Origin of the sequence: Kribbella soli, assembly GCF_004331345.1 — a bacterium.
Classification (GTDB): Bacteria; Actinomycetota; Actinomycetes; order Propionibacteriales; family Kribbellaceae; genus Kribbella; species Kribbella soli.
Window position 1 is genome coordinate 467997 of record NZ_SJJZ01000004.1, and the last position, 15033, is coordinate 483029.

17 protein-coding genes are annotated in these 15033 nt (G+C 67.9%); 3 read left to right on the forward strand and 14 right to left on the reverse strand.

Features of this window, described 5'->3' with window-relative positions:
• Nucleotides 1-58 precede the first annotated feature (58 nt).
• Complete coding sequence (locus E0H45_RS33065; protein ID WP_131344741.1) at nucleotides 59-1264, forward strand: glycosyltransferase 87 family protein; 1206 nt, start codon at nucleotides 59-61, stop codon at nucleotides 1262-1264.
• Here E0H45_RS33065 and E0H45_RS33070 read toward each other — a convergent pair.
• From E0H45_RS33070 to E0H45_RS33095, 6 genes are read right to left on the reverse strand one after another with little or no spacing between them, the layout of a single operon-like run.
• A complete protein-coding gene (locus tag E0H45_RS33070) occupies nucleotides 1210-3732 on the reverse strand; it encodes an ATP-binding protein (RefSeq protein WP_131344743.1) in 2523 nt (840 codons plus the stop codon). The two genes, E0H45_RS33065 and E0H45_RS33070, sit on opposite strands and share 55 nt — an antisense overlap.
• A gap of 38 nt (nucleotides 3733-3770) precedes the next feature.
• Complete coding sequence (locus E0H45_RS33075; RefSeq protein WP_131344745.1) at nucleotides 3771-4769, reverse strand: LacI family DNA-binding transcriptional regulator; 999 nt, start codon at nucleotides 4767-4769, stop codon at nucleotides 3771-3773.
• Nucleotides 4770-4782: 13 nt separating this feature from the next.
• A complete protein-coding gene (locus E0H45_RS33080; RefSeq protein ID WP_131344747.1) occupies nucleotides 4783-5601 on the reverse strand; it encodes a carbohydrate ABC transporter permease in 819 nt (272 codons plus the stop codon).
• Entirely contained in the window at nucleotides 5598-6494 is an 897-nt protein-coding gene (locus E0H45_RS33085) for a carbohydrate ABC transporter permease (protein ID WP_165546679.1), read from the reverse strand. Before E0H45_RS33085 ends, E0H45_RS33080 begins: the two co-directional genes overlap by 4 nt.
• Nucleotides 6491-7750 carry an extracellular solute-binding protein gene (locus E0H45_RS33090; RefSeq protein WP_131344748.1) on the reverse strand — a complete coding sequence of 420 codons (1260 nt, stop codon included), beginning with the start codon at nucleotides 7748-7750 and terminating at the stop codon, nucleotides 6491-6493. The genes E0H45_RS33085 and E0H45_RS33090 overlap by 4 nt, the downstream gene beginning before the upstream one ends.
• Complete coding sequence (locus tag E0H45_RS33095) at nucleotides 7747-9213, reverse strand: sulfatase-like hydrolase/transferase (RefSeq protein WP_131344750.1); 1467 nt, start codon at nucleotides 9211-9213, stop codon at nucleotides 7747-7749. The genes E0H45_RS33090 and E0H45_RS33095 overlap by 4 nt, the downstream gene beginning before the upstream one ends.
• A gap of 112 nt (nucleotides 9214-9325) precedes the next feature.
• Between E0H45_RS33095 and E0H45_RS33100 the strand changes: the two genes are divergently transcribed.
• The gene (locus E0H45_RS33100; protein ID WP_131344752.1) at nucleotides 9326-9535 is read left to right on the forward strand and encodes a hypothetical protein; all 210 of its coding nucleotides are present in this window, start codon (nucleotides 9326-9328) and stop codon (nucleotides 9533-9535) included.
• Between the two features lie 40 nt (nucleotides 9536-9575).
• Here E0H45_RS33100 and E0H45_RS33105 read toward each other — a convergent pair whose 3' ends face one another.
• Nucleotides 9576-10214, reverse strand: coding sequence for an aspartate/glutamate racemase family protein (locus tag E0H45_RS33105; protein WP_131344754.1), 639 nt, complete (start codon nucleotides 10212-10214; stop codon nucleotides 9576-9578).
• Nucleotides 10215-10555: 341 nt separating this feature from the next.
• Here E0H45_RS33105 and E0H45_RS33110 point away from each other — a divergent pair, with 341 nt between their 5' ends.
• Nucleotides 10556-11008 carry a hypothetical protein gene (locus E0H45_RS33110; RefSeq protein WP_131344756.1) on the forward strand — a complete coding sequence of 151 codons (453 nt, stop codon included), beginning with the start codon at nucleotides 10556-10558 and terminating at the stop codon, nucleotides 11006-11008.
• 3 nt (nucleotides 11009-11011) lie between these two features.
• Here E0H45_RS33110 and E0H45_RS33115 read toward each other — a convergent pair whose 3' ends face one another.
• The 7 genes from E0H45_RS33115 to E0H45_RS33145 all read right to left on the reverse strand — a co-directional run bounded on the left by E0H45_RS33115 (nucleotide 11012) and on the right by E0H45_RS33145 (nucleotide 15018).
• Entirely contained in the window at nucleotides 11012-11407 is a 396-nt protein-coding gene (locus tag E0H45_RS33115; protein ID WP_131344758.1) for a hypothetical protein, read from the reverse strand.
• A gap of 74 nt (nucleotides 11408-11481) precedes the next feature.
• Complete coding sequence (locus tag E0H45_RS33120) at nucleotides 11482-11811, reverse strand: cupin domain-containing protein (RefSeq protein WP_131344760.1); 330 nt, start codon at nucleotides 11809-11811, stop codon at nucleotides 11482-11484.
• 87 nt (nucleotides 11812-11898) lie between these two features.
• Nucleotides 11899-12366, reverse strand: coding sequence for a nuclear transport factor 2 family protein (locus E0H45_RS33125; protein ID WP_131344762.1), 468 nt, complete (start codon nucleotides 12364-12366; stop codon nucleotides 11899-11901).
• Nucleotides 12363-12743, reverse strand: a complete 381-nt coding sequence (locus E0H45_RS33130) for a hypothetical protein (protein WP_131344764.1) — start codon at nucleotides 12741-12743, stop codon at nucleotides 12363-12365. Before E0H45_RS33130 ends, E0H45_RS33125 begins: the two co-directional genes overlap by 4 nt.
• Nucleotides 12740-13444, reverse strand: coding sequence for an HD domain-containing protein (locus E0H45_RS33135; protein WP_165546680.1), 705 nt, complete (start codon nucleotides 13442-13444; stop codon nucleotides 12740-12742). The genes E0H45_RS33130 and E0H45_RS33135 overlap by 4 nt, the downstream gene beginning before the upstream one ends.
• 14 nt (nucleotides 13445-13458) lie before the next feature.
• A complete protein-coding gene (locus E0H45_RS33140; protein WP_131344768.1) occupies nucleotides 13459-14325 on the reverse strand; it encodes an alpha/beta fold hydrolase in 867 nt (288 codons plus the stop codon).
• A 75-nt stretch (nucleotides 14326-14400) separates the two neighbouring features.
• Entirely contained in the window at nucleotides 14401-15018 is a 618-nt protein-coding gene (locus tag E0H45_RS33145; protein WP_202872641.1) for a TetR/AcrR family transcriptional regulator, read from the reverse strand.
• Between the last annotated feature and the right edge of the window lie 15 nt (nucleotides 15019-15033).

Consider the following 15033-nt stretch of genomic DNA (forward strand, 5'->3'; position numbering starts at 1 on the left):
CAAGGACTAGCCCGGACGGCGATGTGGTGCAGGGGTGCCGGCGGCGAGAGTCGTCGACATGACTGTTCGAGAGCTTGCTCCGGCGAAGGTCGCGGCGCCGCGAGGCCGACGTACGGCGGTCCTCGTCGTCGCGGCCGTCGCGTTTCTGGGGTTCTGCTGGTGGTTCTGGCCGGCCGGGTACGTGCAGAGCGACCTGCGGGTGTACGTCGTCGCAGCGCGGGCGTTCCTGCACGGACAGGACATCTACACGGCCCACCTGGCGTTCCCGAAAGAGCTGGCGCTCGGGTTCACCTATCCACCGTTCGCGGCACTCGTGTTCACGCCGGTGGCTGCGCTCGGCACCGGCACCGGGCGCGTGGTGATGACACTCGTGAACGCATCCTGCCTGCTGGCGATCGGCGTACTGATGACGCGTGCGCTCCGCCCGGCCTGGTCGCGGGAACGCGTGCTGGCGTTGGGATTCGGGGTCGGCGCACTGGGGCTGACGCTGGAGCCGGTGCGGTCGACGTTCGCCCTCGGGCAGGTCAACCTGATCCTGCTCGTTCTCCTGCTCGTGGATCTGCTCGGCCGGACGCCGCGGCGGTTCCGCGGTGTGCTGATCGGGGTGGCGACCGGCATCAAGCTGACGCCCGGCATCTTCATCCTGTACCTGCTGGTGACCCGACGGTTCCGCGAGGCCGCGGTCGCGATCGGAACGACCGCCGGCACCATGCTGATCGGCGTGGTCGTGATGCCGGACGCGTCCCGTCAGTTCTGGACGCACTACATCTTCGATCCGAGCCGCCCAGGTCCGACGCACTTCATCAGCAACCAGGCCTGGCGCGGCGTGTTCGCCCGGGTGGCCGGCGGTGTCGAGGGCATCGGACCGATCTGGCTGCTCGCGGTCGCGCTGACGGTCGCCGTCGGCTGCTACGCCGCACGGCGACTTGATCGTCTGGACGGGATTCTCGTGACCGCCCTGGTCGGACTGCTCGTGTCGCCGATCTCCTGGAGCGGGCACTGGGTGTGGGCGCTGCCGATCTGCGCGGTCCTGTGGTTCCGTCGGCGGTCGGCGCTCGCCATGGTGTGGACGGTGGTCACGGTCTTCGGATTCCCTTGGCTGGCGCCGAATCACGACGACCGCGAGTACCACCTGCACGGTTTCGGCCTGGTCCTCGGGAACGCGTACGCCGTCCTCGCCGCGATCACGATCCTGCACGCGGCGTACGTTCAGAGTGACAGCCGGTCGAGCAGTTCCTCGACACGTTCGGTCCGTCCCGCGTGACGGTGACGTTCCCAGTCCTCGCGGGACAGGGTGTCGCCGACGAGTTCGAGGGCTTCCGCGAGTTCCTCGTCCAGGTAGGGGTTGGGGATCTCGAGCCGTTCGCCCATCGCCTCCTCCGCGCCGAACAGGTGTGCGGCCCGGACCGGGTCGCCGCGGCGGATCAGCAGATTCATGACGGTGTTCGAGAACGCCATCGTGAGAGTCGGGCTGCCGAGCGCCACCACGGTAGGAACCAGCCCACGGGCCAGCTCGCCGGCCTCGTCGAGACGGCCGGCGAGGGTCAGCAGGTAGGCGAAGTTCTGCCCCACGATGGCGAGTTCGTGCGCGTCCCCGTGCGACTCGGTGATCCTCAGCGACTCCCGGAGCAGCTCCTCCGCGTGCTCGAAGTTGCCGAGTTCCTCCTCGATCCCGCCCAAGTGGTTGAGCACCCGGGCCAACCGCCACTCGTCATCCAAGGACCGGAGCCGCTCGACGGCCTCGGTCAGCGTCGCCCGCGCCGCACGTGCGTCCCCTCGCTGGCCTTGCATCGAGCCGAGCACGGTCATTCCGTACGCGATGCCGGCCGGATCGCCGAGCCGCTGGGCCATCTCGACGCTGCGGGCCGCCATCTCTTCGGCGTGCTCTGCCTCCCCCTGGATGAGCAAGACGTTGCTGAATCCGCGCAGACAGGCGGCCAGCTCCGGCGAGGACGTCGTACCGGCGGCGGTGACGATCTGCTCGTGCCAGGCGCGGCTCTCGGCCAGGTAGCCGCCAACGGTCCAGACCCAGGCCAGAGCCGAACAGAGCCGGAGAGCGGTCCGTATGTCGTGGCCGGTCGCCCAGCTGAGAGCGGTACGGAAGTTGTCCAGGTCGATCTCGGCACGATCGAGCGGCAGGTCGGACGTGGTCTTCTTGGTGTCCTCGATGATCTCGGCAAGGTCGGCGTAGTAGCAGGCGTGGATGCCGCGGACGCCGGCGTCCTCGTCCGTGGCTTGCAGCTCGTCGGCGGCGTACCGGCGGACCGTCTCCAGCAAGCGGACGCGGGTGCCGTCCGGTCCGTCGGACAGCGTGATCAGGTTCGCGTCGTGCAGCTCGGCCAGGGCGTCGAGCGGGTCGATGCCAGTGGCAACTTTCTCGACCGCGGCCAGGTCGGCGCCGCCGGCGAAGACCGCGAGGCAGCGGAAGGTACGGCGGTGCTCGGGGCCGAGCAGCTCGTACGACCAGGCGATCGTGTCCCGCAGCGTCCGCTGACGTTCCGGGGTCGCCGTACTCGTGGACGCGATGTCGAGCGCCTGATCGATCCGGGCAAGCAGCTCCTTGACGCTGAGCAGCCGCACCCGCGGCGCGCACAGCTCGATAGCGAGCGGGAGCCCGTCGAGCCGGCGGCAGATCGCGACCACGTCCGCCGTGTTCTCGTCGGTCAGCGTGAACGTCGGTCGGACGGCCTGGGCACGCTGCACGAAAAGTTCTACGGCGGCATCTGTGAGTGGCAGCACCGGGTGCAGGTGCTCGCCGGTGAGGCCGAGGGCTCGCCTGGACGTGGCGACGAGCTTCACGTGCGGCGCGCCTTCGATGATCTCGGCGACGACCTTGCCGGCGTCCGGGAGTTGCTCGAGGTTGTCGAGGACGAGCAGCAGGGTTCGCTGCGCCAGGTAGGCGACGATCCGCCCGCGCTCCCGCGGCGGGATGTCGAGGACCTCGGCGATCGTCGTCCACAGCACGCGCGCGGACGTGACCGCCGCGAGCGGAACGAAGTACACCCCGCCGGGGAACCTCGTGGTCAGCTCCGCGGCGACGCCGATCGCCAGGCGGGTCTTGCCCGACCCGCCCGGTCCGGTCAGCGTGACGAGCCGTACGTCGGGCCTGTCGAGCAGACCGGTGACGCGGTCGAGATCCTGTTCGCGACCCAGTAACGGTGTCGCGGATGCCGGCAGGCTCGTCGACGTACCGAGAGTGCGTGGTGGCGGGAACTCGGCCTTCAGCCCGTCGACGGTGACTTGGAGCAGGTGCTCGGGTTCCGGGATGTCCTTGAGGTGGTGTGTGCCGAGATCGCGCAGCGTGACCCCGTCAGGCAGTTGCGTCAGCTCACCAGTGACGGCCGACACCACGATCTGGCCGCCCTGCGCAGCGGCCCCGATCCGTGCCGCGAGATGGACGTCCAGGCCCCAGTAGTCGCCGTCGTACACACCCGGCGTACCGGTGTGGATCCCCATCCGCACTCGCAGCCGCTCGTCGTCCGGCCATCGATGATCTTCCAGTCGCCGCTGCCCGTCGACGGCCGCCCGGACCGCCTCGCCGGCCGTCCCGAACACGACGAAGAAGCTGTCGCCCTCGGTCCCCATCTCGGTCCCGCCGTACGCCGTCCAGACCGCTCGCAGGATCCGCCGATGATCTTCCAGCGCCTCCAGGTACCGGTCCCCCAACCGGCGCAGCAGCAGCGTCGACCCTTCGATGTCTGAGAACAGCATCGCCACCATTCCCCCACCCATGCCGCCAGTCTCGACCGGCGGCCCGGCTAGCGCCAGTACTAGCTGATGCCGGTGGTGCTCTCGCGGACGACGAGGCTGAAGGGGGCTTGCAGGCGCTGGGGTTCGCCGCCGGGGCGCTGGTCGCGGAGGGCCTGCAGCGCGAGGCGGGCGATCGCGACCCGGTCCGGCGCGACCGTGGTGAGCGTCGGGAGGGTGGCGAGGTCGTACGGGATGTCGTCGAAGCCGACCACGGCCACGTCCTGCGGCACTCGCAGACCGCGCAGGACCAGCGCCCGGATCGCGCCCATCGCCAGCCAGTCGGTGGCGGCGAAGACTGCGTCCGGCGCCGGGTTTCCCGAGTCCAGCCACTCGCCGAGGGTCCGCTCGGCGTCCTGGCCGCGCAGGCCGCCGGTCGCGAGCACAATGTCCTCGTCTGTTTGTAGCCCGGCCGCGGTGAGTGCGTCGCGGTACCCGTTGATCCGCTCGTCGTCCATCCGCGGCCCGGGGGCCAGCGCCATCACGTGGCGCCGGCCGAGCTCGAGCAGATGCTGGGTCGCCACCTTGCCGGCCTCGCGGTTGTCGATCCCGACGTGGTCGGCGTGGTGCTCCGTGCCGGCCTTCTCGCCCAGCAGGACGAGCGGCAGCGCGGGGTCGCGGTTCTGTACATCCTCCGCGGTGAGCCCGAGCGGGCTCATCACGATGCCGTCGAGGCGTGCCGGGTGCCGTTCGGTGAGCAACGCGAGCTCAGCCTCGCGGCGACCGCCGGTCTGGTGGAACTGCACGATCCAGCCGAACGCCTCGGCCTCGTCGAGCATCCGGGCGGCGAGCGAGGCGAAGTACGGCCGGTCGAGCTGCGGTACGGCGAGCGCGATCACCCCGCTGCGGCCCTGGGCCAGGTTGCGGGCCGCGATGTTCGGCCGGTATCCGAGCTTGTCGATCGCGGCCAGCACCCGCTGCCGGGTCTCCTCGCGGACGTGCTCGGCGCCGTTGACGACGTTCGACACCGTCTTCATCGACACCCCGGCCGCCTCGGCGACATCGGTCAGGCGCGGCCTCATGAGATGGATACTGTCATTTGAGGCCGGTGTGGGCCATTCCGGCGAGGATGCGGCGCTGGAAGATCACGAACACCACGACGACCGGGACCAGGGTGACCACACTCATCGCGAACAGCGCGCCCCACTCCGAGCTGCCGGTGGCGTCCAGGAAGCCACGCAGCGCGACCGGCACCGTCAGCCGGGTCCTCGTGGACAGGTAGATCAGCTGGCTGAAGAAGTTGTTCCAGGTCCAGATGAACGAGAAGATCGCCGTCGTCACCAGCGCCGGCGACAGCAGCGGCAGGATGATCCGCCGGTAGATGCCCCAGACCCCGCAGCCGTCGATCCGGGCCGCATCGTCCAGCTCGACCGGGATCGACCGGATGAACTGCACCATCAGGAACACGAAGAACGCGTCGGTGGCCAGGAAACTCGGCACGATCATCGGCCAGAACGTGTCGATCCAGTTCAGCTTCCGGAAAATCGAGTACTGCGCGATCAGGGTCACGTGACCAGGCAGCATGATCGTCGCCAGCATCACCGCGAACAACGTTTTCCGGCCCACGAACGTGAGCCGTGCGAACGCGTACGCGGTCAGCGAGCAGGTCAGTACGTTGCCGATCACCACCGCGGCGCAGATGATCAGCGAGTTCATGATGTAGATGCCGAAGCTGGTCCCGGTCGACGACCAGCCGAGCGCGTAGTTGCCGAGCGTCGGGTGCTCCGGGATCAGTCCGGGGCTCGAGAAGATCTCGGTGTTCGGCCGCAGCGACGCGGTGATCATCCACAGCAGCGGGTAGAGCATCACCAGTGCTCCCACGCTCAGGCCGGCATGGGCCAGTACGCGTCTCATCGACGTACCCCTTCGTCTCCGTAGAACACCCAGGTGCGGCCGAGGACGAAGTTCAGTCCGGTGAAGACCGCGATGATCAGGAGCAGCACCCAGGCCATCGCGGCGGCGTACCCCATCCGGAAGTTTCCGAACGCCTGCTGGTACAGGTACAGCGTGTAGAACAGCGTCGAGTCCGACGGACCGCCCTTGCCGCCGCTGATCACGAACGCCGGCGTGAAGGCCTGGAACGCGCCGATGATCTGCAGCACCAGGTTGAAGAACACCACCGGCGAGAGCAGCGGCAGCGTCACCCGCCAGAATCGTTGCCATCGGCCCGCACCGTCCACCTCGGCGGCTTCGAGCACCTCGTCCGGGATCTGCCGCAGGCCGGCCAGGAAGATCACCATCGGGGCGCCGAACTGCCAGACCCGCAGCAGGATCAGGGTCCACAGCGCCGTACCCGGCTCCGAGATCCAGCCGCGGCCGTGGATGCCGAAGATGCCGAGGACGTCGTTGAGCAGGCCGTCGCTACCGAAGATCTGCTGCCACAGCAGGGCGATGGCGACACTTCCACCGAGCAGGCTCGGGATGTAGTACAGCGCCCGGTAGACGGCGAGACCTTTGAGCCCACGATTCAGCAGTACGGCGACGGCGAGCGCGAACGCCATCTCGAGCGGTACCGAGACGCCGACGTAGATGAACGTGACGCGCAGCGAGTGCAGGTACCGCGAGTCCTGGAAGAGGGCCGTGTAGTTGTGCAGCCCGGTCCACTCGGGGGTGTTGAGCAATGCGTAGTCGGTGAACGAGTAGTAGAGCGACAGCAGCATCGGGCCGATCGTCAGCCCGAGGACGCCGATCAGCCAGGGCAGCAGGAACAGGTACGCCGGAACGCTCTGCCTTAATCGGGAAATCACTGACCGAGAGTCTTTCCGGCCAGGTCCACGAACTCCTGGGAGCCTGCCGCCGGTGTGGTCTTACCGAAGCCGATGTTCTCCGCGATCCGGTCGAACCCGGTCAGCAGCTCGCCGTACCCCTTCGGCCACGGCTTCGGCGACGGACCGACCTTGCCGGCCAGGTCCTCGACGTACTTGATCGCCCGCGCACCGGCCGAACCCGCGTCCGCGGAAACCAGGTCACGCGCTTGCTTCGACGGCGGTACGCCGAGCAGGATGCCGATCGCCTTGATCGCCTTCTCGTCGTTGAGCAGGAACCCGATCAGTTTCGCCGCGTCCTCGGGGTGCTTGCTCGCAGCCGAGATGCACCACAGGTCGAGGCCCTTGACGAACTGGCCGGTGAGATCGCCGGCCTTGTCCTGCGGGACCGGCAGCACCGTCAGCGGGCTCTTCACCAGCGGCTGGTAGAAGGTGACCTGCTGGACCCAGCCGAACTGCAGCGGAGACTTGCCGGTGGCAATCAACGACTTCTCGATCGCGGTCGTCTCACCACTCAGGTTCTGGGGCGGCGCGGCCTTCGCGTTCCGCAGGTCTGCCCAGTACTGGAACCATTCCTGGACGGTTTCCTTGGTCGTGAGCAGTTTTCCGCCGTCGTCGGAAAACATTTCCGTACCGTGCTGACGCGCGTACACCTCGAACAGCTGGAAGTTTCCGGCCTGGTCGCTCGACCCGAACGAACCCTGCACCGAACCCGAGTAGTCGCGGGCGAACTCGGCGAACTTGTCCCAGGTCCAGCCCTGCGCCGGCACCGTCCCGCCGGCCTTCTTGATCGCGCCCTCGTCGACGTACATCGAGTAGCTGATCGAGCTCTGCCCGATCCCGTAGTTCTTGCCGTCGGCAACACCGCTGGCGGCGACGTCCTTGTCGAGACCCGACGTGTCGATCCCCAGCGAACCAAGATCCTTCAAGGCACTCCGGCCGGCGTAGTCGCTGAAGTAGCTCATCGACATCCGCAGGACGTCGGGTGCGTTGTTGCCGGAGGTCTGCGTGGCGAGCTTGTCCCAGTAGTCGTCAAAGGGAGCGCTCTCCGCGGTGTACTCCGCGCCGCCGCTCGACTTCCAGGCGTCGAGGGCCTTGTTGAGCGCCTTGGTCACCGGGTCCGGGCCGTACCAGGAGACGCGCATCGGACCGGACTTGCCGGAGCAGCCAGGAATCGTGATCGCCGCGGCGGTAGCGGCGCCGAGGCCCAGCAGGGTCCGGCGGCTGAAAGTGCTCATGCTTGTTCTCCTTGGGGTGCCCAGCGCCAGTTGTGGGGCAGGCGGAGCGGGGTGTAGTTGCCGTTCGGGAGGTCGTCGGTCAGCCGTGCCTGCCAGCGGGCGAGCTGGTGCAGGAGGCGGGCCCGGACGGCCACATGCGCGTCGTCATCGAAGAGGTTGTTCAGCTCGGCCGGGTCCTGTGCCAGGTCGTACAACTCACCGGGCAGGTCGGCATGGACGATCAGCTTCCAGCGGCCGCTCCGGAGCATCCGCGCGGCGCCGGACTGGGTGACGGTGTTCAGCTCGTCGAAGGTCGGGCCGTCGTACCCGAAGTGCAGCGGCGGCCGGGCAGTCACGTCGTACGCGCGACCGCCGTACCCGTGCTCGGCGATGATGCTGCCGAACTCCTCCTCGGGCGCTTCCTCACCATGGGTGAGCGGCAGGAGGCTGCGGCCCTGGACGCCGTCGGGGATCGGTTGGCCGACGGCCTCGCAGATGGTGGGCAGGACGTCGACGATCGAGACCGGTTCGTCGCGCTGCTGGGGGTGTACGCCGTCGCCGGCGATGATCAGCGGGATCCGCATCAGGAACTCGGACAGGCCGGCGCCCTTGCGCTGCAGGCCGTACTCACCGACGTAGTCGCCGTGGTCGGCGAGCACGATCGTGAGCCGCGGCCGGGTGCGTTGGGCGAGACCCTCGTGCAGGCGGGCGATCTGGTCGTCGAGGAGATTGAGCATGCCGAGGTAGTTGGCGGCGTACCGGCGCCACTTGTCGTCGTACCCGGGTCGCTTCTCCTCCTGGAGCTTGCGCAGCCAGGCGTAGCTACCGCCCTTGACTTCTGTTGCCTCGGGCCCCGTTGTGCGGTCGGGGACGTCTTCGGGGCTGACCAGGTCGAAGTAGGGCTGCGGGACTTGGTAGGGGTTGTGGGGTTCGGGGTACGAGACCCAGAACAGGGCGGGCTGGTCGGGGTCGGCTTCGGTGACCGCTTGCAGTGCGTCGGTGGTGATCCGGTACGGCAGTTGGTTCTTCACGTCGTACGGCGTCGGCTCGTCGGAGACGCCGTGGTCGAGGTGCTCGAGCCAGTTGTCGAAAGCGTTTTCGTCCGCGTTCCGTTCGGGTCCTTGGGTGTGGAAGTACGGACCGGCGTACGTGTCGAAGTCCCGCGCGTCGCGGTGCATGTGCGGCTTTCCCGCGAAGTGCAGTTGGTAGTCGGCAGCCCGCAGTACGTCGACCAGGTCCTGGGCGAACCGTGCGTGCTGGGCGTTGCTGTTCTGCCGGACCTGGTGGGCGCTCGGAAACCGGCCGGTGAGCAGACTCGTGCGCGCCGGAACGCAGGCCGGTGCGGCCGTGTACGCGTTCCGGAAATCCGTTCCGCGGCCTGCCAGGCCGTCGACGAACGGCATGGTGTCCACCGGATACCCGCTCCGCCGCGTCAGCCCCACCCGCTGCTGATCGGTCATCACGATGACGATGTCGGGACGCATCTACCTGCTCTCTGCTCGCGATTTACAGCGCTGTAATGCAGCGCTGTAAACCTTGCCGCAGGCATCCGCCCGGCGTCAAGGGTTGAGCTGTGCACCGGATAGCATCTGCGTCGTGATGTACGAGCCGATGAGCCGACGCCTAGTCATCTCGTTCGCCGTGATCGGCGTGGTCCTCGCCGTCGCAGGGCTGATCGCCCGGCCGGTGAACATCACGGTCGCGGTCGTGTTCTTCCTGGCGGCTGTCTCGGTGCTGGGCCTGGCCGGCTACGGCGTCCTCGACCGGACGATCGGCGGCCGAAAGCGATCCCGCTCCGCCAACTGAGCCGTCCGGTGTTGCCCGAGCCGTTCTGACCGGCGGCGGGCTACTTGAGCTGTTCGGCCAGGCGGCGGATGCCGCGTTCGGGGCTGGTGAGGACCGGGACGGCGAGGTCGAGACCCTCGGCCGCTGATGCCATCGACGCCTGCGCGAGGACGACCACGTCGCCGGACGCCGCCTTGATGGCGTCTGCCACCAGCGAGTCGTGACGACCGCGATCTCCCGCGACGGCCGCCTCGAACGCACCCGGTACGACGACCTCGTCGATCTGGACGTCGCGACCCTGGAGCTCGGCCCGCTCGCGCAAGAGAGCGGCCGTCGGCCGCACGGTCGTGGGCAGCGTCGCGATGACACTGACGCGATCGCCAGCACGAACAGCCTCGTCCGCCATCGCCTCGTCGACGCGGTACACCGGAACGCCCAGACGGTCAGCGAGCGGTCCGGCGTACTGCGAGATCGACGAGCAGGTGAACATCAGCGCCTCCGCGCCGGCCGCGACCGCGGCATCACCGAGATCGGCGAGCCGTTGCGCGACCTGCTCGGCCGCGGCACCCCTGCCCAGGTCGGCGACGATCTTGTCGTCGAGCAGGTTCTGTACCTCGACGCCGGGCAGATGCTCGGCGGCGAGCGTCGCGAAGGTCGGGATGACCACGGCCCCGGTGTGCAGGAAGGCGATACGTGTCACCCTGGCGCTCCTCACGATGCAATGCACTGCACGGCCAGCGACGTCGATGGCGCTTGTCGGCACCAAGGGTGACACGTTCCCGACGGATTATGCAATCGTTTGCGCAGCGGCGAGGCCTCAGCCCTGTCAGCCTGCCAGGCGCACAACCGCCGGCCCAAGAGTCCGCCTCACAAACCCTCCAACCACCCGGGAAAGCCCTTTCAGGCAGGCTGACTCTAGGTTCGGATTCCGCCCGCCAACACCCCCTGCCGGTTCCGGAACTTCCCGTCACCGAGCAGACGTGATTTCGTGCGAGACACTTGTGCGGTACGGCGCTCGCGACAGCAAGGAGAGGGTGCGCGATGGACGGCAAGGCGAAACTGCGGGTCAAAGAGGCTCTGGTCGCGCATCTCGAGGCACACCTCCGCGCGACGGACGCCGCCGTCGGCCGTGAGGGCTCGGCGGCCAGACTCGACCCCGACTCCTCGTTCTCCGTCGACGACCAGTCGCAGTCCGACCAAGCCGGCGACCTGGGCGGGCTCTACGAGGACGTCGCGGAACGTCAGCACGGCACCGTGGCGCAGGCCGAGAGCATCGACTTCGCCCCGACCAGCGAGATCCGGCCGGGTGCGATCGTCGTACTCGACGACAACCACTACGTCGTCGGCGTGGTCAGCTCACCGTTCGAATGCGACGGCGTCACGTACGAAGGCATGACGACCGACGCGCCCCTCTACGCCGCCCTCAAGAACCTCCGCAGCGGCGACACCTTCACCTTCGCAGCCACAGAACACCGGATCGATTCGGTGTACTGACGGTCAGCGGAGCTGCAGCGAGTACACGTGCAGCCCGTCGGCCTTCGCGTGCCGGCTGAGGTGCTGCAGGTCGGTCAGGAAGTCGACCAGATCGTCGTCTTCGAGCTCCGGAACCAACTCTGCCCACGGCGCAGCGAGGTCCTGGAACTCGTCCTGATCCCGCTCGGCGATCTCGTTGACCAACCGGTCCCCCAGCCTCGCGAGCCCCTCGACCCGAGTCTCCACCCAGCGGTGCTCGTCGTCCGGCAGTTCGTCCGCCGACTTCCCCCAGACCAGCTCGATCAACGCACGGAACGTGCCGCCACTGGCAGTGATCTCGCTCGACAGTTGCTCGTCTCCGCCGGATCGCTCCGGAGCACCGGCAGCGGCATCGTCCGAGGCCGTGAAGTAGGTCGCCATGCCGCCATCATCCTCACAATCCACCGCGGCGGGCCCTTCCTTGTCCCCGCCGACCACGAACTCTGTCCCCGCCCTCAATGCAGAGCAACCGACAACAGCAGAACAGACGCAGCCCGAGCGTGTACGTCGTGACGCTGCGGAGGCACCGCCACGAGATCTCCTGCCCGCAGCTCGACCTCGTCATCACCCGCCCGAAGCACAACGTCCCCCTGCAGGCACATCAGCGAGGCGTCTCCAGGGCTCTGATGCTCACCAAGAGTCTGCCCTGCATCCAGCGCGATCAACGTCTGCCGCAACCGAGCCCCGGCCCGGCTGTACACCGTCGTCGCACTACGCCCGCTGTCACTCCGCCCAGCCAGCTCCAGGTGGACAGCCGCCAACTCCTCGACCCGCAAGACCTCCATCAGCCGATACTCGCACCGAGCCGACGAAGACTCCACCCCGGCCCCCACGACTGCGCCAGGGCGGTACGACTGCAGTCTGAGGTCCGGTCAGGGCGCGGGTGGTAGGAAACGGCGGCGGCCGAGGAAGGGGCCGATGCCGGAGCGCCACCATCGGAGCCAGGCGCGCGGGCGGCGGGCGAGAGCCGCGGCCGGTGGGACCGAGTCGAAGAAGGACTCACGGAACAGCAACCGTCCTTCCGGCGAGAGCTTGAGCAGATCGACGGCCTCCCAGCTCAGCGGCCGTCCACCCGCGGTCGCCACGAACCGGATGTGGACGAACACGTTTTCCTCAGCGCCGGCCCACCGCAGCACCTCGACCCGCAGATCGGGGAGCAGCGCCTGCGTCCGGGCGAACTCCTCCCACCACAGCGCCGGCCCCACGCCGTCGCGCAACATCGGCTGCACGAACCGCACGGAATCATCGAGGAAACCGTCCCACGCATGCGGATCGGGTTTCTCCCAGGCGATCCGGAACTGCCGGACAACGTTTTCGTGAATTTCCGGCCAGTCCGTCATGCGTCCTCCCGACTCGCGAAGGCAAGAAACCCGAGTACGCCGGTCCCCACGACCAGTAGCACCGCCTCCCCGATCCCGACCACGAGCGAGCGCGCCTCCGCGAGATCGACGAGATGCGAGACCGCGTGCAGCCCGTTCCAGGTGGTGGCGACGACCAGCACCGGCGTACGCCAGGAAGTACGTCGTACGGCGAGCAGTAGCCCGGCCCCGATCGCGATCGAGGCCGCGCCGAAGTCGTGCACCAAGTGATCGTCCTGCGGACCGAAGTCGGCTAGCGCACGCGCGAACGATCCGCTGCCGACGGCAGCCCAGATACCGAGGACGGCGAAGAGCCCGCCGAAAGCAGCGATCGCCACCGACGCCAATCGGTGCCTCATGCAACTGTCCGCTCGGCTCTGCGGACCGAGCGCTCCATCCCGAGGCGCCACAACAACCCGGCTCGGGACGACTTCCGAAGCCGCCCCTCCTCCCGCATCACAGCAAGGAAGTGGTCGGCGAACCCATCCCGAGGCTCCTGCGCATGCACCTCGGCAACACTGCTCCGGGCGATCTCCAGCCGCCGCAACCCAGCCACGTCAAGGTGTGTACCCGCGTGCAGCAAATGCGCCTCGGCACCCCACGACAGCGGTACGGCGACGTTGAAATGCGCCGCGATCGCATCAGCCACATCGTCAGCGAGCGCGGCACCTCCACCCGCCTCGATCACGACACCACGCGCCACCGTCGCCCCATGCACCGCGAAGCAGGCAGCATCCGGACCGGGACGATGCGGGTCGGCAAGCGCGACATCGTGCAGCAGCGCAGCGACGTACAAGCGCTCGTCGTCGTACTCGAGCCGATCGAGCTCGGCCAGCATGCACGCCCACAGCCAAGAGCGCATGCTGTGATGCAGCAAGGGCGCAGGCAGGACGGTCCGAGCGAAGTCAATGACGTGCTGCGCGACGGGCGTGCTCGGCGGAGTCCGATCGGCAGCGAGTACCGCTCCACCGCGACGCGGGAGCGCAAGCTCTCGAACGATCGCCTGCGCGACGAACCGCACCTGATCCCGCAACCCCAGCGCGCCATTGGTCTCAGCCACCCAGACCGGCGAACCTATCGCTGCCATTGAGCCAACCCCTCCGCAACAAGCTCAGGCTGGTCTTCAGCGACGTACGTGAAGGAGTCCGGGATCACCTGAACACTCGTCCCGAGCCGCTCGGCGTACGCGCTAGCGTGCACCGGCGGGAACACGCGATCGTCCCCAGCCCAGAGCAAATCGACCGGCTTGCCAAACTGCTCGACGAGCGTAGCGGCGGCAGCCCGGCTGTACCGCTCGTCGACCGAGCCGATCGCCTTCCGACCGTCGTACCGAATCGCCGCATCGTTCAGCACCGGATCGATGTAGCTGCGCATCGCGACCTCGTCGATCGGATACTTTGCCAGCCAGCCATACGTGTTCCGCCATCGCCAACTGCCCGGCCATCGCAGCACCTGATACAGCGCGCGGTACGTCAACGGATGCACCGCCGTCCGCTTGAGCAGCGGAAAACCGCCAGGCGTCGGCGGCCACGTGCAGTCCGGCGTTTCGCACGAGGACAGCACCAGCCGCCCGACACGCTCTGGGTACGCCGCCGCAGCGAGCTGACTGTAGGCGCCGCCCGAGTCGTTGCCGAACAGGATCACGTCCCACAGATCGAGCGCGGCCAAGAAGTCAGCGATCAACTCCGCGATCCTGGGCGGCGACAGATCGGCGTCCCGGTTCATCGGCACCAGATGAGACCCCAACGGCCAATCCGGCGTGATGCACCGGAACTGCCCCGACAACAGCGGCACGACCTTGCGCCACAGGTTGGCGTTCACCAGATACCCGTGCACAAAGACGATCGGCGGACCGTTCCCGACTGCGTGATACTGCAGCGTCCCGGCGGGCAGCTCGACGTCGTACGCCGTACCCAACCGCTCATCGCGCGAGACCGTCACTACGCCGCGACCTCCTTCTTGTAATCATTGCAAGAAGTGTCCGCACACTAGCACCGGCCGTTGCCTCCCGCAATATCAGTCCTGCTCGACCAGGAGACCGTGGGCGAAGGCGTCCGTCGCCGCCCGGAGCAGGCGTTTCAGCTGCCTCGGGTTGCGCTGTAGGCGATCCTGCCGCCAGCCCAGGCTGATGATCCCGTTCCACGAGGACCACAGCACGGTCGCCAGCTCTTGAGCGTTGACCTTGCGGATCGTGCCGGCCTTGATACCGCGCTTGATCGCGTCGACCATCCGCCGGTTCTGCTCGTCCACCGAATCCGCGAACCGGTCCGCGAGCTCCTGCCCCGCGGCATAACTCCCCGGCTCCGCGGGGAACGCCAGCATCCGGAAGTACTCCGGATTGGCCAGGTAGAACGCGAGATACTCGTCCGCCGCGGCGTACAACTGCTCGATCGGCCCACGCCCCTCGACGTACGCGAGATCCATGAACTGCCGATCCACCACAACCGCCCGCTCCACCAAAGCGGCGTACAGGCCGGCCTTCGACCCGAAGTGGTTGTAGACCGACCCGACCGCGACACCAGCGGTGGCCGCGATCTCTTCGACCGTGACGTCGGCGACGGACCGAGCCGCGAACAGCTCCTCCGCCGCACTCAGCAACGCATCGATCGTCCGCTGGGCCCGTGGATCCACCATCCTGCAACCATTACA